Source organism: Oerskovia sp. NPDC060338, assembly GCF_042726295.1.
In the GTDB taxonomy this organism is placed as follows: Bacteria; Actinomycetota; Actinomycetes; order Actinomycetales; family Cellulomonadaceae; genus Oerskovia; species Oerskovia merdavium.
Map to the genome: position 1 here is coordinate 70836 of NZ_JBHXCQ010000010.1, position 24841 is coordinate 95676.

The following is a 24841-nucleotide window of genomic DNA, read 5'->3' on the forward strand; positions in this document are numbered from 1 at the left end:
AGCGCACCCAGGCAAGCAAGATCGGGTGCGCTCCGTCGTCGGGCTGGAGGGCCCGGTAACGGGGCCCTTCAGCCCACCAGCCCCAGCGCAGCCACGACCTCTTGCTCTCCCACGGCCTCGGGCACGACGATCGCGTCCCGCAGCGTCGACTTCTGCTGCAGCAACCGGTCGAGGTTGAGGTCGAACGACGTCGTGTCCGGGTGGAGGGCCATCGGGAGGTAGACGTGGACGGGCCGCGTCTGACCGATCCGGTAGATGCGGTCCGTGGCCTGCGCCTCCTTGGCAGGGTTCCAGTGCCGTTCCAGGTGGATCGCATGGTTGGCCCCGACGATCGTCAGCCCCACCCCGACCGCGAGCGGCGACATGATGATGACGTTGAAGCCCGGCGCTCGCTCGAACTCCCCGATGATCCCCTTGCGCGTCGCGCCCGAACCCACCGCGGCGGTGTCGCCGTTGACGACACGAACCCGCAGCCGGTAGCGCTCCTGCAACCACAGGGCCAGCCGAGCCTGGACCTTCTTGTTGATGACGAACACGATGACCTTCTCGTCCACCGCCCGCACCTCGTCGATGACCCGGACCGCCGCGACCATGCGCGCGGACAGGTCGAGGTCCGCGGGATCGCTCGACAGAGGCGCGTCCCCCGACGCCGACGGGTGGAGGCTCACACCACGCAGAGCCTGGACGGTCGCGAGCGCCGCCCCCCGGACCCCCGGGCCGTTGCGCCGGTAGCCCTCGAGCACCGCGTCGTACGCGTCGCGCTGAGTCACGGGCATCACGACGCCGAGATCTGGGCGGGCGACCTGCGCGGGCCCGCCCTCGGGGCCGTAGACCGTCTTGGGAGGGAGGTCCCTGAGGTGGTCCTCCTTGATCCGTCGCAGCATGAACGGGCCCACGAGCTCACGCAGCTCCTGCCCGATCCGGGACTTCTCCTCGCTCGGAGCCTTCTCCATCCGCGAGACCCACTGCGTGCGGAACTCGGCCCAGGAGCCCAGGAGTCCCGGCTGGGCGGCGTCCATGAGGCACCAGAAGTCGAGCATCTTGTTCTCGACCGGGGTTCCCGTGGCCAGCAGCATGAACCGCGCCTTGAGCGCCTTGGCGGCCCGGGTGCGCAGGGCGTCGGGGTTCTTGATGGTCTGGGCCTCGTCGAACACGACCGCACCCCAGTCGACCTGCGCCAGCGAGAGCTGGTACGAGGCGAGCGTCTCGTACGTCACGAGAACCAGCCGGCCCGGCATGTCGAGCCGACTCCTGCCGTGCTCCGGACCGATCTTCAGCGAGAAGCGGATCGCGTCGGCACGCAGCATGCCCTGGTCGTCGAGGTTCACGACGCTCGCCGTGGTCTCCTTGCCCCGCCCCAGCTCCTGGAAGGCTGTGATGCCCTTGCCCTGGAGCACCACGACGTCCTCGAACGGGTTCGTCGCGAAGGTCGCGTCGATCTCCGCCTGCCAGTTCTCGATCAGCGAGACCGGGAGGACCGCGAGCGTCGGGCGTACCGTCCCCCCACGTGCGCGCTGTGCCTCGAGGAACTCGCGCAGCGCGACCAGCGTCATGTAGGTCTTGCCGAGGCCCATGTCGTCCGCGAGGATCGCGCCCTGGACGCGCGAGGGGTCGCCGTCGGGCTTGAGGAGAGACGCGGTCATGAGCCGCACCATCCACTCGATGCCCTCGCGCTGGTGCGGGTACGGCGAGCGCAGGAGGCTCGCGTAGTCGACCGGGCGCGCAGGAGGTGTGCTCGACGCGGAGGCCCGGAGCGCTTCGCCCACGTCCTGGACGTCCGCGACGTGGACACCGACCTGAACCGTCCGAGGGGCCGCCGGGTCCGACGGGTCGGTCGCGTCGTCGTCGCCGGGTTCAGGCAGGAGAGTCTCGTCGAGGAGGCGATCACGCGCCGTGGCGAGCTCGCTGTCGACCGTGGACCTGTCGCTGATGTCGACCAGCTGGTCACCGACCGCGATGACGGATCGACCCTGGTCCTGCGCGGCGCGCACGTCCTGCTCGACCGTGTCCAGCTGAGGGAGGGTGGCGATGAGCCCCGCGAGGATGCTGGCCGGCTGCACGCCGTCCGAGTCCCCGAACCACGAGATGCCCGACTCGCTCGCGTCGGCGAAGGTCTGCGGGACGATGATGCCCACGCCCGCGACGCGGACCCCGAAGTTCAGCTCGACGTCGACGAGCTCGTGGTCGAAGAACTGCCCTGGCGCAGTGAGGAAGTCCCGTGCCCTCTCTGCCGGGATGCGGGGCGTGGCCAGCACGTCCCGCACGCCTGCGAGGCGCTGCTCGTCGAGGAGGACGAGCTGCTCGTCGACGCGCAGGACGCCGGCCTGACGGTCGCCCTCGATCTGGTGCCACCTGCTCGCCAACCGATCCGGGTCGACGTCGGGCCCCAGGTCGGGAGAGATGCGCAACGAGCCGTCGTGCTGCTCGTCGACCAGGAGCCCGACCCGGTCCGGGATCGTGGTGGACCAGCTCGTGAGGTGCCCCAGGGGGAGCGGGAAGGGCTCGTCGCGGTCCGGGTCGTCGGGCAGGGGGATCCTGGCGGCCTGGAGCTCGGCGACGAGACGGACGTTGTTCGTCTCGGTGCGGTCCTCGAAGGCCAGCGCCTCGTGGTGCTCGACGGCGCAGATCACCTTGAGCGCACGTGGCGAGAGCCGGTACTGGGTCGCCGTGCCGATCGTCAGGACGGGACCGTTCCGGCGGCACGGCTCCAGGTGGCTCCCGATGCGGGCCCCGAGGGTGACGGAGAACGTGCGGGACGTCGTGTTGCCCCGGACCTCCGGTTCGAGCGTGCCGGGAAGGCGCCGGGGGAGACCGAGGACCTCGGCCTCGTCGTCGCCCAGACGGGCCACGTCCGCCGAGCGCATCGCGAAGCCGTTGGGCAGGAGGTAGGCCGCACCCTGCTCGGCGAGCATCTCGAGGACCAGGTGCTGCTCCTGGGCCGACCGCTGCCCTTCGCCTCGGTGCAGCAGCGCGAGGTCCTCGGGCGTCGTGACGAAGTTGGCGCCGTCGGAGTCGTACGACACCGCGAACAGCCGCATGGGCGACTCGGTGTCATCAGGGCGCATGCGCCGGGCTCGCAGGAGGTCACGCAGGCCCATGTCAGCTCCTCAGCGGGGTGCGGTGGTGGATCGGGAGGCCGAAACGGTGCTTGAGCGTCGAGTAGTCCTCAGGGGTGAGGACGCTCTGCGGGTCCACAGGGATGCCCAGGGTCTCGACGAGGAAGGTCAGCGCATTGTTCTGCCATGTCGTGGCGGCGTGCGGGATGCCCGCATGAGCGCGCCATCCGGCCGGGTGCTCTCGAGTGTGAGCTGCCGGGACGTCGTTGATCAGTTGATCCGGGGTGAAGACTCGGTGAGAGTAGTCGAAGAGCGGCGCGGTGGGGCGGCCTGCGTAGATCCAGAACCTGAAGTTGTGAGACCCCTCGACGACGTGGAAGTCGCCGCAGTCCAGGATCACGATCGCGGTGTCCGCACGTTGCGTGAGGCTCGCCGCGTTGATGTGCTTGCGTCCCATCTGCCGTTGGACGGACAGCCGGGCGCCGGCCCCCAGGACGACCCGCGACTCGCGGACGAGGCCGCTCTCGTACAGCCCCCACAGGAACTTCTTGCGGGCCGGGAACATTTGCTCCAGTTTTGCGTTGCGGGTCATGAGTCCGTGGTTCTCCACGGCGTTCAGGAACAGGTGCAGGTCCTCGACGCTCATCCACCGGACGGCCTTGTCGCGGGCGCGCTGCGGTAGCGGCTCCCACCAGGTGTGCCACTGCGCCTGCCGCTGGAGTCGCGGGTCCCCACCGATCTTCACGATCGCGTCGAGCCACTCGTCGCACGGAGCGGTGTCCGGCTTGTCCGTCATGGCGACGAGGATCTGGTGCCCGAAGTACATGTCGTCCGTGCCCAGGGACTCCACGACGGTCTTCGACGTGAGCTCCGCCAAGAAACCGAGCCCGTCGGCCCGCGTGTGGTCGGCCGACCCGATCTTCTCGAGGAAGACCGCCTCGCGGACGCGGATGCCGTACCGGCCGTTGACGTGCCCGTTGATACCGATGAGGCGCAGCCAGTCCACGAGAGCCATCCCCGTGGCTCGCAGCCCCTGCGCGACGGCGCGCGGCGCCTCGATGTCGAGGAGGAACTCGGAGTTGTACCGGAAGGCGTCGACGATGTCGCGGCTCGCGGGCGGGCTCGGTGATGGTGGCGGGGGTGGTGGGACGGAGGCACTTGCGTGGGATGGAGGCGGCGGGGGCGGCGTCTCCGCGCGAGTCCTGCGGACCGGGATCTGCGTGACGGCTCGCTCGACGGCGGTGCTCGTGGCCTCGAACAGTCCCGGGGACCAGGAGTCGAGGCGGTCGAAGTGGGTCAGGAACATCGATGCGAGTGCCGCGACGAGCAACCGGGAGGGACGAGGTGCCTGTGAGTCGACGAGCAGCGACACGACAGCCGGGGTCATCGACGCGCGGGCTCGTTCGCGGTCCTCCGACCAGACCGTCACGACGGCGCGGGCGAAGCGGCGCTCGGGGAGGCGTGCGGAGAGCAGATCGATCCGCCCGGAGTCGATCAGGCGGCGGACCTCGGCGAGCAGCAGGTCGAACTGTCGGCCTGTGCCGGCGCGGGCCGTGAGGCGCTGGGCACGGTCCGTGAGCCGGTCCCACGAGTCGAAGGACCCGACGGGCCATCCGGGGAGGAACAGCTCGGGCCTGGTCCCCATGTCAGGGCACCTGGCCGGTCGCGTCGGCATCCTCGAGGATCGCCGAAAGGTCCTCCGCCGTCGGACGGATCACGGTGAACCGCACGTCGATGCGCCGGTTCGCGGCACGATCCGCCTCGCTCTCCTGGACGGTCGTCGCGGGTCGCGTCTCGCCGTAGCCAGAGACGGAGAACAGGGGGCTCCCGTCCGTCCGGCGCAGGTCGTCGAGACCTCCGCCGTCGGGCAACGAGGTCTCCCACAGGCGCCACAGCGAGATCGCGCGGAACGTGGAGAGGCCCCAGTTGCCGGTTCCCTCGAGCCCGCCGAACGACTGGTTGTCGGTGTGTCCCTCGACGAACACCGTGTCGAGGTAGCGGAAGCGCTCGTCGTGGCGCAAGGAGTCGTCGATCGCAGCCCCGATCGCGAGGGCGACGTCCCGGTGCTCGGGCCGGATCTCGAACGACGCCGAGTCGAAGCCCAGGAGGGCAGTCGGGATGCTCAGCACCGAGTTGTCCTGGCTGACGATGACGTCGATGCCCTGCGCCTGGAGCGTCGTGGCCACCTCGACCAGCACGTCCGACCGGACCTCCTCGGCGTGCTGCAGAGAGGTGATCTGGTCCGAGAAAAGGCTGCGTTGCTCCTGCGCCGTCTTCTGCTCGGCGGCGAGGGCCTCCTGCTTCTCGGTGAGCTGGAGGACCAGTGCGACCACGGCCAGGATGAAGACGGCCAGGAGAGCCGTCATGAGGTCCGAGAAGGAGATCCAGTACGGGTTCTCCGCCTCCTCACGAGAGCGAGCTCTTCCCCGCGTCCTGCGCACCGATCCTCACCTCCATCTCGGCGATGACCTCGGAGAGCGCGTTGGTCGCGTCGAGCATGTGCGAGGAGAACGCGTGCGTGTGCTTGTTCCAGTCGCTCATCCGCTCGGAGGTCTGGTGGTGGACCTGGTCCGAGTACTGGTCGAGCCAGTCCTTGAGCGAGGCGGAGTGGTTGTCGACCTGCGACCTGAGGTCGTTCAGGAAACGGCCCTGGTGGACCTGCATGGTCTCGAAGCTCGTCCCCGCAGCGCGAGCCGCCTGGGTGAGCCGCTCCGCCGCGTCGAGCGAGGCCGAGTTGATCTGCTCGAGCGCTTTCGTGTGGTTGCTGAGGGCCGCAGCTGCCTGCGCGTGAGCCTCGGCCGTCCCCTCGAGCGCCTGGGCGCCCGCGTTCAATGACGACTCGAAACGTTCGCTCGTCTGCGCGAACGTTCGTGCGGTGCCCTGCAAGGTGGTCGACGACGTGTCGAGCGACGTGGTCGCGGTACCCATCTTGGTGGCGGCCGAGTCGAGTCCCAGGGTGATCGCGGTGAGCGAGCCGTCGAGCAGGCGGGCCTGGCGTGCCGTCAGCTCGGACAGCTCGGTGAGCTGTTCGCGGAAGGCCTCGGCCTGCTCGGCCGTCGCCGTCGACTGCGCGGCCGCGCTCTCCTTGAGCAGGACGATCGCGCCGCCGACCTTGTCGGAGACGGAGCCGAGGGCGGAGTCGAGCGTCGCCGTCGCGGCGTCGAGCTGCTCGGCCTGGCGGGCTCCGACCGCCTCGAAGGCGTCCGAGAGCCCCGCGACGGAGCTGTCGACGCGTTGGGCGACAGCGGCCACGGTGGCGTCCAGCGTCGAGGAGGCCGCGCCCAGCTGTTCCGCCTGACGCGTCCCGATCGACTGGAACGCGTCCGCGAACTTGTCGACGAGCTTCTCGAAGACCTCGGCCGACTGCGTCGCGGTGCTCTCGGCGAGCGAGGCCATCGAGGGCGCCATCGACGTCTCGATGGCGCGCGTCAACGCGGCCTGCATCTCCTGGGAGATGCCTGCCACTGCTTCCTGGAGCTGGGTGCCGATCTTCTCGTGCAGCTCGTTGAGGGCGATCGCGGAGTCGTGGGTGTTCTTCTCGATCTTGACGAACGACTGCTCGGGAGAATGGAGGACGAAGAGCTCGTCGATCCGTGACTGGAGCCGTGCCGTCTCGGCGGCCACCCGTCGCTCGGCGAGCTTCTCGACGATGTTGACCACGAGACTGAAGAAGACGCCCCAGACGGAGGCGGTGAAGCCGAGGCCGGCCCCTGCCACGAGTCCTTCGATACCGGAGCGCATCTCCTCGACCGTCGCGCTCTCGCTGAGGTTGAGGCTGTTCAGGCCCGTTGCCAGGCCGATGAACGTGCCGAGCAGTCCGACGGCTGTGAGGACGGCCGGGGCCGCCGTCAAGAGCCGGTTGCTCACCAGACGCGGCGCAAGCCGGTCGGTGTTGAAGTAGTGGTCCGCCTCGACGGTGTTCCAGAGCCTGCCGTCCGATTCGACGAGGGTCTCGTCGAACTCACGCCAGAGGGCGCCGACCCCGCTCGACGCCGAGATGCTCTCCGACGTCGCGAGCAGCTCGCTCCGGAGACGTGGCAGCTCGTCCTGGTGGACACCGTCGAGCATTCTGGCGACTGATGTGATGGCGTTCGTCGCAGCCCTGTACTGGATGGCTGTGTACAGCAGTGCCCAGCCGGCGATTCCGATGATCAGGACCACGAAGACGACCACGATCAACGCATGCGTGTCGCCGTTGAGGGCAGCCGGAAAGTCCGGAAGCAGGTTCTGGAGGGATTTGAAGATGCCGTCGTCGGACATCGGCTGGGTACTGCCTTTCGCGCGGAAGGGTGCCTCGATCGCGACATCGTCGGGAGGCTCGCCGAATGGTCCCATGTGGGCGCGAACGGAAGAGAACTCGTCCATGCGATTTCACCCGGTCGCCGACGGCTCCAGGGGGTGCGCGGTCGGGCCCGTGAACCTCCCTCGAGCGCCCCCCGCCGGGTCACGGCCGGGGGCAGCCGCGACGATCCTCGGTCGAGCACGAGGTTACGGCCGTCCTGGGCGCCATAGCGACCGCAACCTCGTGCTCGGCGGCGGGGCCGGCAGCCAGCCAGAAGTCAGCGCGTGAACGCCAGCGCCCAGGTCTCAGGTCCGCGCTCGAGGTAGTCAACTGTGAACGTGCCCGGCCACCGCGCGTCGACCTGCGCCAGGAGCGGTAGCGGGTCGTGCGGGGCGAGGAGCACCATGCCGGCGCCGGGCGCGACGCCGTCGAGCGCCCCGAAGATGGTCGCGTGCCGGATCGCGTGCGGGACCGCGCGGGCGTCGAGCACCGGGAGGTTGCCGGCGTCGTCGTGCCCGCCGCAGCCGCACGAGTGCCCCTCGGTGGCGGGCTCCGTGGCCTGGGCGGGGGTACCAGCGGCCGAGCCCCCGGCCGTCGGCACCGCATCGCCGGCCCCCGCCTCGGCAGCCGGGCCTGCGATGGCCGTGCCCGCCGCAGGAGGCGCCCCCTCCGAGGCGCCACCACCGCAGCCGCCTCCCGCGCCGTTGCCGCACCCGCAGCCACCGGCGTCACCCGGCTCGGCACCCGCCGAAGCCTCGGCGGCCTCTCCGCCTTCCCCGTGCGAGTGCCCGCCGAGCAGCTCGTGCATGCCGTCGAGGACGCCGGCGAGCGAGACGTCGGAGGACAGTGCGAGCAGCGGCAGGATCTGCTCGTTCTCCTTGGTCATGTGGGTCTCGAAGAGCACCTGGAGCGCGCGGGCGTGGGCTGCGGCGCGGACGGGGGTGGCCGCGTTGTCGAGGGCGTCGACCAGCTCGCCGATCACCCCGTGCTCGGCGATCATGGCGTCGACCAGGAGCCGGGCGTGCTCGTCGCGGTGCGCGTGGGGGTACATCGCGGCTTCCTCGGCCTGCGCGTGGGGCAGGAGGTCGGAGCGGGTCCAGTCGACGAGCCGTCGGTGGGCGAAGGCTGCCGGTGCACCCGACTCCACGGCCTGGACCAGAGCCTCGACGAGCAGCCCGAGGGTCCCGTTCATCTCGGTGTGGTGGGCGACGACGGCCTCGACGGCGCGTGAGTCTGCGGCCGACGTGGCCAGGACGATGCTGCTCATGACGTGAGACCTCCGAGTGCGGGGAGTGGTTCTCCAACGCGCCAAACATTAGTACACTTTATTCCGTGGAAAATACGCAGGCTGTCGGACGGGCAGAGCGCGCAGCGCCCCCGCGCCCCGGGTTCGGCCCGCCGCTCGTGCGGCGCGCGGTCCGCCCGGCCCGGCTCTCGAAGGCCCGGCTCGCCGTCCTGGACGTCCTCGCGTCCCAGCCCGAGCCCTGCTCGGTCAGCTCGGTCGCGACCGCGCTCGACCAGCACACCAACACCGTGCGCGAGCACCTCGAGGGCCTCGTCGAGGCGGGGCTCGCGACGAGCGAGAGCGCCCCGGCGCACGGCCGCGGACGCCCGGCCCGGCTCTACGCCGCGGTCACCGAGTCGCCGACGACCGCAGGAGCCGCCGAGTACGCGGGCCTGGCCTCGGCGCTCGCGGCTCAGATCGCCCGGTCGAGCGCCGACCCGGTGGGCGACGCGCTCGCCGCGGGTCGCGCCTGGGGCGCGGAGCTCGTCGGAGACGTCTCAGGTCCGGGCACGGTTCCCGACGGCGCCTCGCACCCTGCGAGCGTGGGTGGCACAGGGCGCGGGAAGAGCGCGCCGGACGCGCGCAGTGAGTCCAGCGGGGGACCCGACGACGTCGGGCACCCGGGCAGCGCGGGCGACGGTCCAGGGGCCCCCGAGAACGGGAGACCCGGCCGAGGTGCTGATGACGCCGCGAGCGCCGCACGCCACGAGGTCGTCGACCTGCTGGATCGCCTGGGGTTCGCCCCTCGGCCCGACGACGACGCGGCCTCGGTCGCGCTGACCCGCTGTCCCTTGCTCGAGGCCGCGTACCGCAACCCCGAGGTCGTGTGCGCGGTGCACCTCGGCCTGGCGCAGGGAGCGCTCGAGCGGCTGGGGGCCCCTCGCGAGGGGACGTCCCTGCTGCCCTTCGCCGAGCCGGGCGCGTGCCGCCTGCACCTGCGGGCCACGGACCGCGCTGTCACCGCCGGCCGGCCCACGGACCGCGCCGCCACTGCCGGCCGCCCCACAGCCCGGCGCGTCACCACTTCGTCCGCCAGCCCGCTCGGTACCTCGCCGGTGACCGACACGTCCGACGGCAACCGCTGATGCGACGCGTCATCTTCGTGCTGCCCGCGGGCCTCGCGCTCCTCGCCGGGCTCGACGCGGCGCTCCTGCTGCTCGGCCTGCCGGCCCCGCTCACGACAGAGCGCCTGCCCCAGATCCACGGCGTGCTGCTCGTCCTGGGATTCGTCGGCACCGTGATCGCGCTCGAACGTGCCGTCGCGCTGCGCACCCGGTGGGGCTTCGCCGCCCCGGCGCTGCTGGGCGCGGGCGCGCTGGCCCTGCTCAGCCCGGCCCCGCTCGTGGTGGGCCAGGTGCTCCTCGTCGCGGGCTGCGGCGCGCTGTGCCTGGTCTACGTCCCGCTGTGGCGGCGCCAGCGCGACGACGCGGTCCTGGTCCAGCTCATCGGCGCCCTGCTCGCGACGGGTGGCGCGCTCCTGTGGCTCGGCGGCGTGGGCGTCGCGGACGTGCTGCCGTGGCTCGCGTGCTTCGTCGTGGCCACGATCGCGGGCGAGCGGCTCGAGCTGGCCCGGATCGCGTTCCTCGGTCGCGGCGCGGGCCTGATCCTGTGGGTCTGCTGGGCGCTCGCGGTCGGGTGCGTGGCGACCCTGCTGTGGCCCGCGGTCGGCTACGTCCTGCTGGGCGCGGCCGTCCTGGTGCTGTGCGGCTGGCTCGCGGTGCACGACGTCGCCCGGCGCACCATCCGGTCGACCGGCCTGGCGCGGTACATGGCGGCGTGCCTGCTCGCGGCGTACGTCTGGCTCGCGGTCGCGGGGACGATCTGGCTGCTCACCGGGCGCCAGGCCGCGGGGCCCGGGTACGACGCCGTGATCCACGCGGTCTTCCTGGGCTTCACGATCTCGATGATCATGGCCCACGCGCCCGTGATCCTGCCCGCGGTGCTGCGCGTGCGGCTGCCGTACACGCCCCTGATGTACGGCCCGGCGGTCCTCCTGCACCTGGGGCTGCTGGTCCGCCTGGGCCTGGGCGACGCCCGGGACCTGCCCGTGGCCCACCAGGTCGGGGGAGTGCTCAACGTGGCCGCGCTGCTCGCGTTCATGGTGCTCATGCTCGGGGTCGGGATCCGCGCGCGCCTCGCGCCGGCGCCCGGGACGCAGCCGCGTGACGCCGTCGGGCCCGTGCCTTCCCTGCTCGAGGAGACCGCTCCGTGAAGCTCGACCTGTCCGCCCAGCCCGCTCCGCTCAAGCCACTGACCGACCGCTCCGCCTGGCACCTGCGCGCCAACGCCCCCGTGGTCGGCTGGCTCGTGGCGACCGTGGTCGTCGCGGTGGGCCACCGGTGGATCCCCGCGTCGCCCTGGCTGCTCGTGCACCTGTTGCTGCTCGGCGCGGTGACCAACGCGATCTGCGTGTGGAGCCAGCACTTCACCGACGCGCTGCTCAGCCGGCGGGTCACGCCCGCCTCGCGGCGCTGGCAGGTCGCGCGCCTGGTGCTGCTCAACGTCGCGGTCGCCGCGACGGTCGCGGGCATGGTCACCGCGACGTGGGTCGTGACGCTCGTCGGGGCTGTGGGGGTGGGTGTCGCGGTCGCGGCCCACGGCACCGCCCTGTGGCTCCAGTCGCGCCGTGCGCTCACGGCCCGCTTCGCGATCTGCGTCGGGTTCTACGTCGCGGCGGCCTGGCTCCTGCCGTTCGGCGCGGGGCTCGGTGCGACCCTAGCGCGCGGCCTCGACGAGGGCTGGCACACGCGCGTCGTGCTCGCGCACGCGGGCTTCAACCTGCTGGGCTTCGTGGGCCTCACGGTCATGGGCACGCTCGTGACGCTGTGGCCGACCATGCTGCGGACGAAGATGGCCGACGACGCGCCTCGTGCCGCGCGCACGACTCTCGCACTCATGCTGGTCGGCCTCGCCGGCGGGGTCGTCGCGGTCCTGGCGGCCTCGCCGCCCGTCGCGGCCGTGGGGTTGGCGACGTACCTCGCGGGCGTCCTGGTGTCGGTGCGGCCCATGGTCACCGCGGCCCGACGGCGTCCGCCCGCGACCTTCGCGACCTGGTCCGCGGCGTGCGCGCTGGCCTGGCTCCTGGTGTCGCTCGCGACCCTGGTCGGCGTCTTGGCACTGAGCGCGACGTGGGAGACGGCCGCCGCGCGCGTCGGGATCGTGACCGTGCCGCTCGCCGCGGGCTTCGCGGCCCAGATCCTGCTGGGCGCGCTGACCTACCTGGTGCCCGTGGTGCTGGGCGGCGGCCCCGCGGCCGTGCGCTCGACCACGGCGGCTCTCGAGCGCGGGGCTGTGCTGCGGGTCGTGCTGTTCGACGGCGCGCTCGTGCTCTTCGTCCTGCCCGCGCCGAGCCTGGTGCACGTGCTCGCGTCGCTCGTCGCGCTGGGCGCCCTCGTGGCCTTCCTCCCGCTGCTCGTCGGGGCCCTGCGCGCCCACCGCCGGGCCCGGCGCACGCCGTTCGTGGCGCCGACCGCCGACGACGTCGCGGCGGCCCACGCGCTGGGGCAGGACCTGCGCGCGCGGACCGGAGCCCGCCAGGGGCCGCCCGTGGAGGCCGTGACCGGACCGCGGCGCAAGGGCCTGGCAGTGGCTGCCCTGAGCGTCCTGCTCCTCGTCGCGGCGGGCGGCGTGGCTCTGGACCCGGCCGCGCTCGGGACGGGGACGGGCGCCGCACCCGTCGAGGCCGGGGCGTCGGGAACCGTCGTGCCCACGGGGCGCACGACGACCGTCGAGGTCGAGGCCCGCGACATGCGGTTCTTCCCCGCCACGATCGAGGTGCCCGCCGGGGACACCCTGGTGCTCGTGGTGACCAACACCGACACCACGGTCCACGACCTCGTGCTCGACACGGGCGCGACGAGCGGGCGGCTCGCCCCCGGGGCGACCGAGACGTTCGAGGTCGGGGTCGTGGGGCGCGCGGTCGACGGGTGGTGCAGCATCGTCGGTCACCGGCAGATGGGCATGGTGCTCTCGATCGAGCCGACGGGCGGCGCGGCTGACGGGACGAGCCTGGCTGGCGGCGACGCCGGGAGCGGCGCGGACTCCGGCTCGGCCGGGCACGACGGGATGGCGGGCATGGACCACGGTGCGAGCGACTCGGACGACGGGTCCGGCGCCGCGAGCGCCGCGACCGACCTGGACTTCATGGCGACGCCGGGCGACGACTTCACGGCGCACCCGGCCGAGCTCGCGCCCGCGAGCGCCGAGACCGTGCACCGCGTGCGGCTGCCCGTCTCCGAGCTCGTGACCGAGGTCGCGCCCGGGGTGACGCAGAAGCTCTGGACGTTCGGCGGCATCGCGCCGGGGCCGACGCTGCGCGGCAAGGTCGGGGACCGTTTCGAGATCACGCTGGTCAACGACGGCACGATCGGGCACTCGATCGACTTCCACGCCGGGGCGCTCGCCCCCGACGGTCCCATGCGGACGATCGCCCCGGGCGAGGAGCTGACCTACACGTTCACGGCGACGATGTCCGGGGTGTGGATGTACCACTGCTCGACCATGCCCATGTCCGCGCACATCGCGAACGGCATGTTCGGCGCGGTCGTGATCGACCCGCCGGACCTGCCCGCGGTCGACCGGGAGTACCTGCTCGTCCAGTCCGAGTACTACCTCGGGCCGCAGGGCGGCGAGGTCGACATGGACCGGCTCGCGACGGGTGACCCCGACGTCGTGGCCTTCAACGGCTACGCCAACCAGTACGACGCGGAGCCCCTCCCGGCGCGCGTGGGCGAGCGCGTGCGCGTGTGGGTCCTCGCGGCGGGGCCCAACCGGGGGACGGCCTTCCACGTCGTGGGCGGCCAGTTCGACACCGTCTTCAGCGAGGGCGCCTACCGGCTGCGTCCCGGCAACGCCGAGGCGGGCGGGTCACAGGTGCTGGGGCTCGCGGTCGCCCAGGGCGGCTTCGTCGAGCTCGCGTTCCCCGAGGCGGGCCGGTACCCGTTCGTGAGCCACGCCATGATCGACGCCGAGCGCGGCGCGCACGGGTTCTTCTCGGTCACGGGGTAGTCGGTCCGGGTGGGCGGTCGGGACGTAGGGTGTCATCGGTCCGTACCCGATCGTCCGCCGGAGGCAGCATGCACGTCGACACCCCGAGCCTGCTCGCATGAGCGGCGTGCGGGTCGGGCGCTGCGAGCAGTGCGGAGCCGACGTCCAGTGGCTGCCGTGCTACGACGGTCGTCGTCGGGCCTTCGCGCTCGACGAGGTCCGCAGCGTGCACGCGGGCGACGAGGTGCGCTGGTTCCTGACGTCGAACCGGGGGGCCGTGCCCGGGACGCAGCTCGCGTACTCGCCGACCATGCCGTTCCGGGTGCGGCACGTGTGCCAGCGCCAGCCGCAGGGATACGGCGAGGAGACGCTCGACAAGGCCGCGGTCCTGCGCTCGGCCCCGCAGGTGCGCGAGTTCCAGGTGCGCCCGCCCTACCGGTTCGGCTACCGCTGGGAGTCCGAGTGGGGGCACGTCGTGCACCCCGACCGGGGGCTGTGCGGGGCCAAGGTCATCGGCGAGATGACCCCGCGCGAGGCCGAGCGCCTCCCGACCATGCCGATGTGCAAGGAGTGCGTGAAGCGGTACTCGCGCCGCCACCCGCACGACCAGGTGCGCCGCCCGCCCGAGCCCTCCTGAGACCGCCGTCCCGACCGTCGTCACCGAGCCGGCGACCGCACCTGCGCTGCCGGCCCCCCCGTCCTGAAGGAGTCCCCGTGCCGCCCTACGACCTCGACCACCGGCTCGTCGTCGGTGTCTCCTCGAGCGCGTTGTTCGACCTCTCGACGTCCCAACGGGTCTTCGACGAGCAGGGGATCGACGCCTACCGCGCCTACCAGGACAAGTACCGGGACCGCATGCTCCGGCCCGGTGTCGCGTTCGAGTTCGTCCAGCGGCTCCTGAGCCTCAACGACCTGTCGCCCGCGGCGGGAGACCCGTTGGTCGAGGTCTTCATCCTGTCCAAGAACGACCCCTCGACGGGCCTGCGCGTCATGAGCTCGGTCGCGGCCTACGGGCTGCCCATCAGCCGGGCGATCTTCACGCAGGGCGTCGCGCCCTACGCGTACATCCCGGCGCTCAACATCTCGCTGTTCCTCTCGGGCGACGCGGGCGACGTGCGCGCGGCGACCACGCTGGGACACCCGGCGGGGCAGGTCCTGGGGAGCGCCGCCGTCGGGCACGTCGCCCCGCCCGGCCCGACGGCGACGCGCACGTCCGGCGCTCGCGTCGCCCCGGGAGACGCTCCGGTCGCGGTGGAGACGGCGGTCGAGGCCGCCGCTGAGGCCGGGGAGCTGCGCGTGGCGTTCGACTTCGACGGCGTGCTCGCCGACGACAGCGCCGAGCGCATCTTCCAGTCGGGCGGGCTCGAGCAGTTCCACCAGTACGAGAGCGCGCGCAAGATCACCGAGCACCACGCCGGACCGATCCTCCCGTTCCTGCGCGCGCTGAGCACCATCCAGCGGCGCGAGGAGGAGCGGGTCGCCGAGGACCCGGACTACCGGCCCCGCGTGCGCGTCTCGATCGTCACGGCCCGCAGCGCGCCCTCGCACGAGCGGGCCGTCAACACCCTGCGCTCGTGGGGCGTCACGGTCAACGACGCGTTCTTCCTGGGGGGAGCGGACAAGGGGCGCGTGCTGCGCGTCCTGCGCCCGCACATCTTCTTCGACGACCAGCGCGGGCACCTCGACCCCGTGGCGCGCGAGGTCGCGAGCGTCCTGGTGCCGTACGGCGTGACGAACGAGGTGGCGCCACCCGCGCCCGACGCCCCGGCGCTCGTCCCCGCCGGCTGAGGGAGCACCGTGCCCTTCCTCGCCCCGCTCGCGGGCGACCCCGACCGATGGACGACGGCCACGACGGTCGACCTGCGCCAGCTTCCCGTGACGGGCCGCTGGAAGGTGTGGTTCGAGGTCCTGACCGAGTTCGGCCACAGCTCACGGCCCGCCGACGAGCAGACGGCGGACGGGCCGGTCTGGCGTCGCGCGAGCGTCGAGCAGACCGTGCCGCAGGGACTCGTGACCGACCTCGCGTCGGTGCCCGTGCCGCTGTGGGGAGTGATCGCGAGCTACGGCCGCCAGACGCTCCCGGCGATCCTGCACGACGCGGCCTCGCGGGAGCTCGCCGCGTCCGCCACCCCCGCGAGCGCGCGGCGGGCCGCGCGCCGCGACGCCGACCACCTCTTCCGCGAGACGCTGCGCCAGTCGGGGACGGGACCCGTCCGTCGGCTGCTCATGTGGGCCGCGGTCCGGCTCTTCGGTCACGTCCCGCTCGCGGTCGTGTTCCTGCTGGCCGTCGTCGCGGGGATCGCCGCGCTCTGCCTGGGAGCCGCAGGGGCCGGGACGCCATGGGTCACCGGCGCCTGGATCGTCGCAGGAGGCGCCGCCGCCGCGCTGCTCGTCCTGGCCGTCCTGCTCGGGGTCGAGAGCCGCCCCGCCGCGGGCGGGAGCCGTCCACGGTGGGTGCCCACCGCCGTCGGGAGCCTGCTCGGCGCGGCCGGGACCGGGGTCGTCGCGCTGCCGCTGCTGCTCCCGCTGATCGTGCTCACGACCGTCGCCGAGCTCGTCGTGGGCGCGGGCGAGGAGGGCAGCGGCGTCCGGGCGCAGGGCGCCTCGGGCGACGGGCCCCCGGCCACGCGCATCACGTACGCGTCACCCGGGTGAAGTCGCCCGCGGGGGCCGACCGCGGTACGAACGGCTCACCCGCGCGACCGTAGGCTTCGCTCGTGCCACCAGCTGCCCGCCCGACTGCCACCCGTCCCACCCCGGCCCGCGCCGGCGCGCCGCGCCCGGGCGCCGACGACCGGCCCGACGCCGACGGAACGCGGCGCCCACCCCGCGACCGACCGCAGCGCCCCGCGCTGCTCGGTCCCGCCGCCCGCACGGTCCGCGCGCACCTGCCGACCTACCTGCGGGCGGTGCTGCTCCTGCAGGGCACCGCGGTGCTCGTCGCGGTCCCGCTCATGGTGTGGCTGTTCGACCTGGCGCTCGCGGCTGCGGGCGCCGGCGCTCTCACGCACCTCAACGTGCTGCGCGTCCTGTCGAGCCCGGTCGCGGTGATCCTCCTGCTGGTCGTGGCGCTCGTCGCGTCGGTCGTGGTCCTGTTCCAGCAGGGCGCGTTCCTCGCGATCGGCGCGCGGCTGCGCGCGGGGGAGCCGGTCTCGGTGCGGGCCGTCGGCGCGGACCTCGCACGCACGAGCCGCAAGCTCCTCGGCCCGCAGCTCCTGCTGTTCGTGGGGTACTTCTTCGTGCTCGTGCCCGTGGGCAACTTCGGCACCGCGGCGTTCCTGGTGCGCGGCATCGCGATCCCGGAGTTCGTCGTCGGGGAGCTCCTGAAGTTCGACGGCGGCGTCTACGTCTACGTCGCGTTCCTCGCGGGGGTCCTCTACCTCAACCTGCGGCTGGTCCTGACGCTCGCGTTCCTGCTGACGTCCGACGCCTCGGTGTCGGGCTCGATGGCCGCGAGCTGGCGTGCGACGCGCAGGCTCTGGCCGCGTCTCCTGGGCACGTTCGCGGTGGTCGCGCTCGGTGTGGTCGTGGTCGCGGCGGGCATCGTGACGCTCGCGCTGGTCCCGACGCGCGTCGCCGACCTGGCGGCGCCGGGCGCCGCGCCGGTCGTCGCGGGTGTGACGCTCACGCTCGTGCAGGTGGTCGGGTTCGTGCTCGTGGGCTTCGTCGCGGCGTTGCTCGCGCAGGTCGTGGTCGCGGTCGCGGGGGAGCGGCGGGAGTTGCTGCCCGACGGCGCGGCTCCCGACGGGAGCGCCTCGTCGCCCGGGCAGGTGGCAGGCTCCGCGGAACTGCCGGTGTCCGGGGACGCGGATCTGCGGGACGGCGAGGAAGGCCCGATCGAGGAGGCCGCGGTCGGTCCGGCGATCGGGGTCGTGACTGCGGCGGTGGGCTCGTCGCGCACGGCGGGCTCGTCGGGCTCGTCGGGTCGCGTGCCGCCCGTCCTCGGCAGCGGCTGGGCGAGCCGACCGCGCGGCGTGCGTGCCGCCGTCGGGCTGGCTGCCGTGCTGGTGCTCGTCGCAGTCACCGCGGCCAACACGCACGCCATGACGACCCTCGCGCGTGAGGAGCCCGGTGCGGTGATCGCACACCGCGGCGACCCGGGCGGGGGGGTCGAGAACTCGATCGCGTCGCTCGAGTCCGCCGCGGCGCTCGGTGCGGACTACGTCGAGCTCGACGTGCTCCAGGCCGCGGACGGCGGGCTCGTCGTCTTCCACGACCTGACCCTGCGACGCCTCGCGGGATCCGACCGGGCCGTGCACACCATGACGCTCGACGAGCTCACCTCGACCACCATCCGCCAGGGCGGGTTCGAGGCGACCATCCCGTCGCTCGAGGAGTTCGTCGAGCGCGCCCAGGAGCTCGACGTGCCGCTCCTGGTCGAGCTCAAGGCGCACGGCCACGAGACGCCGACGTTCGTCGCGGACGTCGTCGCGCTCCTGCGGGCGCACGGCGTCGCGGACCAGTACCTGGTCCAGTCGATCTACCCGGAGCAGGCCGACGAGGTGCACGCGCTCGGCCCGGAGATCGCGGTCGGCTACGTCGTCCCGTTCCTGCGCGGGCAGCTCGGGGTCCTGCCCGTCGACTTCGTCGCGATCGAGCAGTCGTCCGACTCCTCGCGCGTGCGGGCCGAGGCGCGCGCGGCCGGGATCGACGTCTACGTGTGGACCGTCAACGACCCGGCCGCGATGCGGTCCCAGCTCCGCGGCGGCGTCGACGGCATCATCACGAGCAGCCCCCGCCGTGCCGTCGCCGAGCGCACCGCGGTGCGCGACGACCTGGCGTTGTCGGCACGGCTCGAGGACAAGCTGCGCGACGCGCTCGCGTGGTGAGGCGTCGTCGAGGAGCGTGCTGCCTCAGGACTCGGTGATCGCCACGTCGGTGGACAGGTGGACCGGCATGTAGTCGTCGACCGCGAGGACCCACAGGCCGTCCGCCCCCGCAGGGACCTCGAGGCAGACGTTGCCCCGGGCCGAGTCGTCCGTGCCGATCAGGCCCGTGCCGACGAGGGAGTCGGGGACGTCGCCGCAGCCCTCCTCGTACTCGGTGCCGTCCCGGTCCACGAACCAGAGGTCGATCGACCCGTGGGCGGTCACGGTGCTCGACGGCCCGACGTACATCGCGTCGACCGGGACGATCCAGTACTCCATGCCCTCGGCCGGTGCCACGTTGACGTCGTTGTGCGCGAGGATCTCGGCGGTCGCCTCGTGCGGGATCTCGAGCAGGACCGACCACTCGTCGGTGTACACCTCGCCCTCGAGCGCCCACGGGTCGTCGAAGGTCCCGCCGTCCTCGCCCGCGAGCGGGTCCTCCTCGTGGTACTCGTCCCACGACTCCTCGTCAGGAGCGGGCCCCGCGGACCACGGCTCGGCCGCGGCGTCGGCGAAGAGCTCGTTGCCTGCGACCACTGCCAGGGTCGCCGCGGTCGCGCCGACACCACCGATGACCAGGCCCGCGACGCCCGCGAGGACCCCGACCAGGACGCGCGAGGGGCCGCGCGGCCTGGCTCCGGGCGCTGGAGCACCCGCCGCCGAGCCCTGACCCAGGGCGTGGGGGCGCGGGGGACCGTACGGGTTGGGTGTGCCCGGTGCGGCGGGGGGTGGCGATACCTGACCGGGGTGGGGGATTCTGCCGACCGGAGGGATGCCGGGGGTGACGCCCGGCGTGATGGGCAGGATGTTCGCCGGAGGCTGGGCGGTGCTGCTCTGCGGGCCGGTGTCAGGACCGGTGCCGGTGCCGGTGCCCGGGGCGGGGGCCGGCACCTGCGGCGGCGGGAGCGGCTCGTGCGGTGCCGGTGGCACTGCGCCGACGGGCATGCCCGGCGGCGACCCGGGGGTCGGTGACGAGGGCGGGGCGAACAGATCACTCACGGGTGCTCCACGGTGCGACGGGACCGGCTGGTCCGGGAAGGGTGTCGCTCGGCAGCTCGCGCGCCGCGCGCCCGGATCATCCCACCTGGGAGCGGCTGCGCGCCAGGGGTATCCGTGCAGGCCAGGGCGTCGGACCGGGCCGGAACGGGTCGGGTCGGGTCGGACCGGGCCATGCGCTGCGGCCGCTGCTGCCGCGGCCGAGCACGGGGTTCCGTGCACACGAGAACGAGGTTGTGGTCGCTATCCCCTCGATAACGACCACAACCTCGTTCTCGGCACCAGCACCAGCACCGGAACCGGCACCGGCACCCCCGAGCGCCGGTCCCCGCTCAGGTGGTCAGCCCTCGCGCGGCCCGTCCACGTCCGACCCGACCAGGAACTGCGAGTATGCCCCGATGGTCAGGAACGTCGGGAAGTCCTCGGCGAGCGCGACGGCGCGGAACACGTGCGCGGCCTCGTCGACCCGGTCGCCCTCCCCGCGGGGCAGGTCGTCGACGACCTCGGCGAGCAGCGCCTCGACGCGGGCCCGGGTGATGGGCACCCCGTTCTCGGTGCGGGTCCCGGACGCGATCCACTGCCAGACCTGCGAGCGGGAGATCTCGGCCGTCGCGGCGTCCTCCATGAGGTGGTCGATCGCCGCGGCGCCCACGCCGCGCAGCCAGGACTCGATGTACCGCACGCCCACCGAGACGTTGGACCGCAGGCCGGCTGCGGTGACCGTGGCGCCCGCACGGCGCACCGACCCGATGTCGAGCAGCTCGTGCTGCCCCACGCTCACGTCGTCGCGCAGGCGCGAGACCTGGTTCGGCCGGTCGCCCAGCACGGCGTCGAACTCGGCCCGCGCCGCGGGGATGAGGTCGGGGTGCGCGACCCAGGTGCCGTCGAACCCGTCGCCGGCCTCACGCCGCTTGTCGGCGCCGACCTGCTCGAACGCCTTCTCGGTCACGTCGAGTCGGCGGCGGTCGGGGATGAACGCGCTCATGCCGCCGATCGCGTGCGCCCCGCGCTTGTGGCACGTCGCGACGAGGAGCTCGGTGTAGGCCCGCATGAACGGGGCGGTCATGGGCACCTGCGAGCGGTCGGGCAGGACGTACTGGTCGCCGCGCGTGCGGAACGACTTGATGACCGAGAACAGGTAGTCCCAGCGGCCCGCGTTGAGCCCTGCGCAGTGGTCGCGCAGCTCGTGGAGGATCTCCTCCATCTCGAACGCGGCGGGCAGGGTCTCGACGAGCACGGTCGCGCGGATCGTGCCCTGCTCGATCCCCAGGTACTCCTGCGCGAACACGAACACGTCGTTCCAGACGCGTGCCTCGCGGTAGCCCTCGAGCTTGGGCAGGTAGAAGTACGGTCCGCGGCCGCGCTCGACGAGCTCGCGCGCGTTGTGGAAGAAGTACAGCCCGAAGTCCACGAGCGACGCCGAGGCCGAGACCGCCACGCCCGCGCGGTCGACGTAGCGCAGGTGCTTCTCGATCAGGTGCCAGCCGCGGGGCCGGAACACGATGGTCGGCAGGTCGGTCAGCTCGGTCGAGCGCAGCGCGTACTGCTTGCCCTCAGGGGACGTGAACGCGAGCGTGCCGCGGATCGCGTCGTGCAGCGCGAGCTGGCCCTCGATGACGTTGCGCCACGTGGGCGAGGACGCGTCCTCCTGGTCGGCGAGCCACACCTTGGCGCTCGAGTTGAGGGCGTTGATCGCCATCTTGGGGTCGGTCGGGCCGGTGATCTCGACGCGGCGGTCCTCGAGGCCGGGGGCGCCGTGCGAGCCGGCGACGCGCCACGACGGGTCGTCGCGGACGGGCCGGGTCGCGGCGCGGAAGTCGGGGTCGATCCCGTCGGCGACGTCCTGGCGGCGCTGCTGGCGGTCCATGAGCAGCCCGTGACGGGCGGCCAGGAAGCGGTCGTGCAGCGCGGTGAGGAAGTCGAGGGCTTCGGGGGTCAGGATCTCGCGGTAGCGCGAGCCCAGGTGTCCGGTGACGTCCAGGGTGCCCGACGGCGTCGCGCGCCGCGCGTCGTCGTCGCGCCCGTGGTGGTGGCCGGGGTGCTGACCGGCCGAGGTGGGCCGGTCGGACGAGGTGCGTGACGTCGTCGGGCCGGAGGAGTGGGTCGTGAGGGTGCTGGTCATGGCGGGCTCCGATGGTCTGTGCCGCGAGGTGGAGGGGAGTGGTCGAGGTAGAGGGCTGGAGCCCTCTACCTCGACGCGAGACCTCTACCTCGGCGAGGCGGGCAAGGCTTAGTGGAACTGGGCGGTCTCGGTGGATCCGGCGAGCGCGAGGGTGGCGCTGTCGGGGTTGAGAGCCGTGGCGACCCGGTCGAAGTAGCCGGTGCCGACCTCCCGCTGGTGGCGGGTGGCCGTGTAGCCGTCGGCCTCGGAGGCGAACTCGGCCTCCTGCAGCTCGACGTAGGCGCTCATCGCGCGGTCGTTGTACCCGCGGGCGAGCTCGAACATGGAGTGGGACACGGCGTGGAAGCCGGCCAGGGTGATGAACTGGAACGCGTAGCCCATCGCGGCGAGCTCCTTCTGGAAGCTCGCGATCTGGGCGTCGTCGAGGTGCTTCTTCCAGTTGAACGACGGCGAGCAGTTGTACGCGAGCTTCTTGTCGGGGTGCTGCGCGTGGATGGTCTCGGCGAACCGGCGCGCCAGCTCGAGGTCCGGCTCGCCCGTCTCGACCCAGATGAGGTCGGCGTAGGGGGCGTAGGCCAGGCCGCGCGAGATGACGGTGTCGATGCCCGGACGCGTGCGGTAGAAGCCCTCGGCCGTGCGCTCGCCCGTGAGGAACTCCTGGTCGCGGGGGTCGACGTCGGACGTGATGAGGTCCGCGGCGAGGGCGTCGGTGCGGGCGATGATGACGGTCGGGACGCCCGCGACGTCGGCCGCGAGGCGGGCCGCGTTGAGGGTGCGGATGTGCTGCGAGGTCGGGACGAGGACCTTGCCGCCCAGGTGGCCGCACTTCTTCTCGGACGCGAGCTGGTCCTCCCAGTGCACGCCCGCCGCGCCGGCCTCGATCATCGAGTGCATGAGCTCGTAGGCGTTGAGGGGGCCGCCGAACCCCGCCTCGGCGTCGGCGACGATGGGGGCGATCCAGTCGCGCTCGGGCGTCCCGAGGGGAGACTCCGCGGTCTCGATCTGGTCGGCGCGCAGGAGGGCGTTGTTGATGCGGCGCACGACGGCCGGGACCGAGTTGGCGGGGTAGAGCGACTGGTCGGGGTAGGTCTGGCCCGACAGGTTGGCGTCGGCCGCGACCTGCCAGCCCGAGAGGTAGATGGCCTTGAGACCGGCGCGCACCTGCTGCACGGCCTGGTTGCCGGTCATGGCGCCGAGCGCGGCGACCCACTCCTCGGTGTGGATGAGGTCCCACAGCTTCTCGGCACCGCGACGGGCCAGGGTGCGCTCCTCGCGCACCGAGCCGCGCAGGGCCACGACGTCCTCGGCCGTGTAGTCGCGCTGGACGTCGGCCCAGCGGGGATCGGTCGACCAGGAGAGCGCGAGGTCGGCCGCGGACTGACGCTGGTCGCCGGGGCGTGAAGGTGCGTGCCCGGGGGTGTGGCCAGAGGGTGCGACGGGGGCCGTGACGGCCTCGGTCCGGGAGGCCGCGGACGCCGGGCGGGGCGTGGCGTACTCGTTCTCGGAGCGACGGCTGATGATGGGCGGGGTGGTCACGGGGTGCCTCCAGAGCTTCATTGCGTGCGGTGGTACTCGTTCCGGTCCGCTCGTGGTGAGCGGTAGCCGTGGAACGACCTTCCTTCGCCGCGCAAGGGGTCCACAAGGACTTCATTCGTAGAAGAAGTCGAGTTCTTCTGTTGTGCGCAAGGAGTGACGTGTGTCACCCTCAGTCATGGCAACTGACCCCGGCCCGGCGCAGAAGATCGCTGCGCCGCCCCGCGAGATCCTCGGCCCCCTCGGCGGCACGCTGGCCGTCGAGGACGAGGCCGACGCCCTGACGATCGGCCGCCGCATCCGGCACCTGCGCACCGAGAGGGGCATGACGCTCGACGACCTGGGTGCCGCGATCGGGCGTGCGCCCTCGCAGGTGTCCGTGATCGAGAACGGGCGCCGCGAGCCCAAGTTCTCCCAGCTCCAGGCCATCGCCCGTGCGCTCGGCGCGAGCGTCGAGGACCTGCTCTCGGCCGAGCCGCCCACCCGCCGCGCGGCCCTCGAGATCGAGCTCGAGCGGGCGCAGCGCGGCCCGCTGTTCGCCTCGCTCGGGCTGGGCGCCGTGCGGGTCGGCAAGTCGCTCCCGAGCGACGCGCTCGAGGCCATCGTGGGCCTCCAGCGCGAGCTCGAGCGCCTGCACACCGAGCGGGCCGCGACCCCCGAGGAGGCGCGTCGTGCGAACACCGAGCTCCGCGCGACCATGCGGGCTCAGGACAACCACTTCCCCGAGCTCGAGGCCACCGCGCGCGAGCTGCTCGACGGCGTCGGGCACGCCCGCGGACCCATGTCGCAGCGCGTGGCCGCCGACCTCGCGACCCACCTGGGCTTCTCGCTGCACTACGTGCACGACCTGCCGCACTCGACCCGCTCGGTCATCGACCTGCGCCACCACCGCGTGTACCTGCCCAGCACGGGCACGCGCGCGTCGAGCGACCCGCGCTCGGCCCTGCTCCAGGCGCTCGCGTCGCACGTCCTGGGCCACCACGAACCGCGCGACTACGCCGAGTTCCTGCGCCAGCGCGTCGAGGCCAACTACCTCTCGGCCGCGCTGCTGCTGCCCGAGCGGGACGCGGTCAAGCTCCTCAAGGAGGCCAAGGACGCCCGCGAGATCTCGGTCGAGGACCTGCGCGACGCGTTCTCGGTGTCCTACGAGACCGCGGCCCACCGGTTCACGAACCTCGCCACGACGCACCTGGGCATCGGGGTGCACTTCATGAAGATCCACGAGTCCGGGATCATCCACAAGGCCTACGAGAACGACGGCGTGCGCTTCCCCGCGGACCCCCTCGGCGCGGTCGAGGGCCAGTACGTGTGCCGCCACTGGACCGCGCGCACGGTGTTCGCGGTCGAGGACCGCCTGAGCCCGTTCAGCCAGTACACCGACACCCCGACCGGCACCTACTGGTGCACCTCGCGCGTCCAGGACTCCGACGACGGCCAGTTCTCGGTGAGCGTGGGCGTGCCGTTCGCGCACGTCAAGTGGTTCCGGGGGCGCGAGACGAGCGAGCGCACGGTCTCGCGCTGCCCCGACGAGTCGTGCTGCCGGCGCCCGCCCGCCGCGCTGACCGAGCGCTGGGGCGAGCAGTCGTGGCCCAGCGCGCGCCCGCACGCGAGCATGCTGGCCGCGATGCCCGTGGGGGCCTTCCCGGGCGTGGACCAGACCGAGGTCTACCGGTTCCTCGAGGCGCACGCGCCGGCGCTGCGGTAGCCAGCGAG

At 72.7% G+C, this 24841-nt stretch carries 16 protein-coding genes; 8 read left to right on the top strand and 8 right to left on the bottom strand.

Going from position 1 to position 24841, the window contains the following annotated elements:
• Positions 1 to 68 precede the first annotated feature (68 nt).
• From ACFWGN_RS13390 to ACFWGN_RS13410, 5 genes are all read right to left on the bottom strand, one after another.
• Positions 69 to 3098 (bottom strand): DEAD/DEAH box helicase, encoded by a 3030-nt coding sequence (locus ACFWGN_RS13390; RefSeq protein WP_377617417.1) that lies wholly within the window; start codon positions 3096 to 3098, stop codon positions 69 to 71.
• A gap of 1 nt (position 3099) precedes the next feature.
• A complete protein-coding gene (locus ACFWGN_RS13395; RefSeq protein ID WP_377617419.1) occupies positions 3100 to 4701 on the bottom strand; it encodes an EH signature domain-containing protein in 1602 nt (533 codons plus the stop codon).
• Position 4702: 1 nt separating this feature from the next.
• Positions 4703 to 5497 carry a flagellar motor protein MotB gene (locus tag ACFWGN_RS13400; protein ID WP_377617421.1) on the bottom strand — a complete coding sequence of 265 codons (795 nt, stop codon included), beginning with the start codon at positions 5495 to 5497 and terminating at the stop codon, positions 4703 to 4705.
• The gene (zorA, locus tag ACFWGN_RS13405) at positions 5463 to 7316 is read right to left on the bottom strand and encodes an anti-phage ZorAB system protein ZorA (protein ID WP_377617423.1); all 1854 of its coding nucleotides are present in this window, start codon (positions 7314 to 7316) and stop codon (positions 5463 to 5465) included. The genes ACFWGN_RS13400 and zorA overlap by 35 nt, the downstream gene beginning before the upstream one ends.
• 299 nt (positions 7317 to 7615) lie before the next feature.
• Positions 7616 to 8605, bottom strand: a complete 990-nt coding sequence (locus tag ACFWGN_RS13410; RefSeq protein ID WP_377617425.1) for a DUF2249 domain-containing protein — start codon at positions 8603 to 8605, stop codon at positions 7616 to 7618.
• Between the two features lie 65 nt (positions 8606 to 8670).
• Here ACFWGN_RS13410 and ACFWGN_RS13415 point away from each other — a divergent pair, with 65 nt between their 5' ends.
• From ACFWGN_RS13415 to ACFWGN_RS13445, 7 genes are all read left to right on the top strand, one after another.
• Positions 8671 to 9708 carry a helix-turn-helix transcriptional regulator gene (locus ACFWGN_RS13415; protein ID WP_377617427.1) on the top strand — a complete coding sequence of 346 codons (1038 nt, stop codon included), beginning with the start codon at positions 8671 to 8673 and terminating at the stop codon, positions 9706 to 9708.
• Positions 9708 to 10835, top strand: a complete 1128-nt coding sequence (locus tag ACFWGN_RS13420; protein ID WP_377617429.1) for a hypothetical protein — start codon at positions 9708 to 9710, stop codon at positions 10833 to 10835. Before ACFWGN_RS13415 ends, ACFWGN_RS13420 begins: the two co-directional genes overlap by 1 nt.
• Positions 10832 to 13630 carry a multicopper oxidase domain-containing protein gene (locus ACFWGN_RS13425; protein WP_377617431.1) on the top strand — a complete coding sequence of 933 codons (2799 nt, stop codon included), beginning with the start codon at positions 10832 to 10834 and terminating at the stop codon, positions 13628 to 13630. Before ACFWGN_RS13420 ends, ACFWGN_RS13425 begins: the two co-directional genes overlap by 4 nt.
• Before the next feature lie 97 nt (positions 13631 to 13727).
• On the top strand, positions 13728 to 14246 hold the full coding sequence (locus tag ACFWGN_RS13430; protein ID WP_377617433.1) for a hypothetical protein: 519 nt from the start codon (positions 13728 to 13730) through the stop codon (positions 14244 to 14246).
• A gap of 77 nt (positions 14247 to 14323) precedes the next feature.
• Entirely contained in the window at positions 14324 to 15397 is a 1074-nt protein-coding gene (locus ACFWGN_RS13435; RefSeq protein WP_377617435.1) for a 5'-nucleotidase, read from the top strand.
• 9 nt (positions 15398 to 15406) lie between these two features.
• The gene (locus ACFWGN_RS13440) at positions 15407 to 16264 is read left to right on the top strand and encodes a DUF1353 domain-containing protein (RefSeq protein WP_377617437.1); all 858 of its coding nucleotides are present in this window, start codon (positions 15407 to 15409) and stop codon (positions 16262 to 16264) included.
• 62 nt (positions 16265 to 16326) lie between these two features.
• Positions 16327 to 18438 (top strand): glycerophosphoryl diester phosphodiesterase membrane domain-containing protein, encoded by a 2112-nt coding sequence (locus ACFWGN_RS13445; protein WP_377617439.1) that lies wholly within the window; start codon positions 16327 to 16329, stop codon positions 18436 to 18438.
• Between the two features lie 24 nt (positions 18439 to 18462).
• On the opposite strand, the gene ACFWGN_RS13450 is transcribed toward ACFWGN_RS13445, so the two are convergent.
• From ACFWGN_RS13450 to aceA, 3 genes are all read right to left on the bottom strand, one after another.
• Positions 18463 to 19476 carry a hypothetical protein gene (locus ACFWGN_RS13450; RefSeq protein WP_377617441.1) on the bottom strand — a complete coding sequence of 338 codons (1014 nt, stop codon included), beginning with the start codon at positions 19474 to 19476 and terminating at the stop codon, positions 18463 to 18465.
• A 337-nt stretch (positions 19477 to 19813) separates the two neighbouring features.
• A complete protein-coding gene (aceB, locus tag ACFWGN_RS13455; RefSeq protein ID WP_377617443.1) occupies positions 19814 to 21595 on the bottom strand; it encodes a malate synthase A in 1782 nt (593 codons plus the stop codon).
• A gap of 108 nt (positions 21596 to 21703) precedes the next feature.
• Positions 21704 to 23131, bottom strand: a complete 1428-nt coding sequence (gene aceA, locus ACFWGN_RS13460) for an isocitrate lyase (RefSeq protein ID WP_377617445.1) — start codon at positions 23129 to 23131, stop codon at positions 21704 to 21706.
• Positions 23132 to 23306: 175 nt separating this feature from the next.
• Here aceA and ACFWGN_RS13465 point away from each other — a divergent pair, with 175 nt between their 5' ends.
• Positions 23307 to 24833 (top strand): helix-turn-helix domain-containing protein, encoded by a 1527-nt coding sequence (locus ACFWGN_RS13465; protein ID WP_377617447.1) that lies wholly within the window; start codon positions 23307 to 23309, stop codon positions 24831 to 24833.
• The last annotated feature ends 8 nt before the right edge of the window (positions 24834 to 24841 follow it).

Bases quoted from the DNA above. Each gene is read 5' to 3' on its own strand.
- ACFWGN_RS13465 (WP_377617447.1), top strand. From the start codon at position 23,307: ATGGCAACTGACCCCGGCCCGGCGCAGAAGATCGCTGCGCCGCCCCGC.
- ACFWGN_RS13430 (WP_377617433.1), top strand. From the start codon at position 13,728: ATGAGCGGCGTGCGGGTCGGGCGCTGCGAGCAGTGCGGAGCCGACGTC.
- aceB (WP_377617443.1), bottom strand. From the start codon at position 21,595: ATGACCAGCACCCTCACGACCCACTCCTCCGGCCCGACGACGTCACGC.
- ACFWGN_RS13395 (WP_377617419.1), bottom strand. From the start codon at position 4,701: ATGGGGACCAGGCCCGAGCTGTTCCTCCCCGGATGGCCCGTCGGGTCC.
- ACFWGN_RS13420 (WP_377617429.1), top strand. From the start codon at position 9,708: ATGCGACGCGTCATCTTCGTGCTGCCCGCGGGCCTCGCGCTCCTCGCC.
- zorA (WP_377617423.1), bottom strand. From the start codon at position 7,316: ATGTCCGACGACGGCATCTTCAAATCCCTCCAGAACCTGCTTCCGGAC.
- ACFWGN_RS13390 (WP_377617417.1), bottom strand. From the start codon at position 3,098: ATGGGCCTGCGTGACCTCCTGCGAGCCCGGCGCATGCGCCCTGATGAC.
- ACFWGN_RS13410 (WP_377617425.1), bottom strand. From the start codon at position 8,605: ATGAGCAGCATCGTCCTGGCCACGTCGGCCGCAGACTCACGCGCCGTC.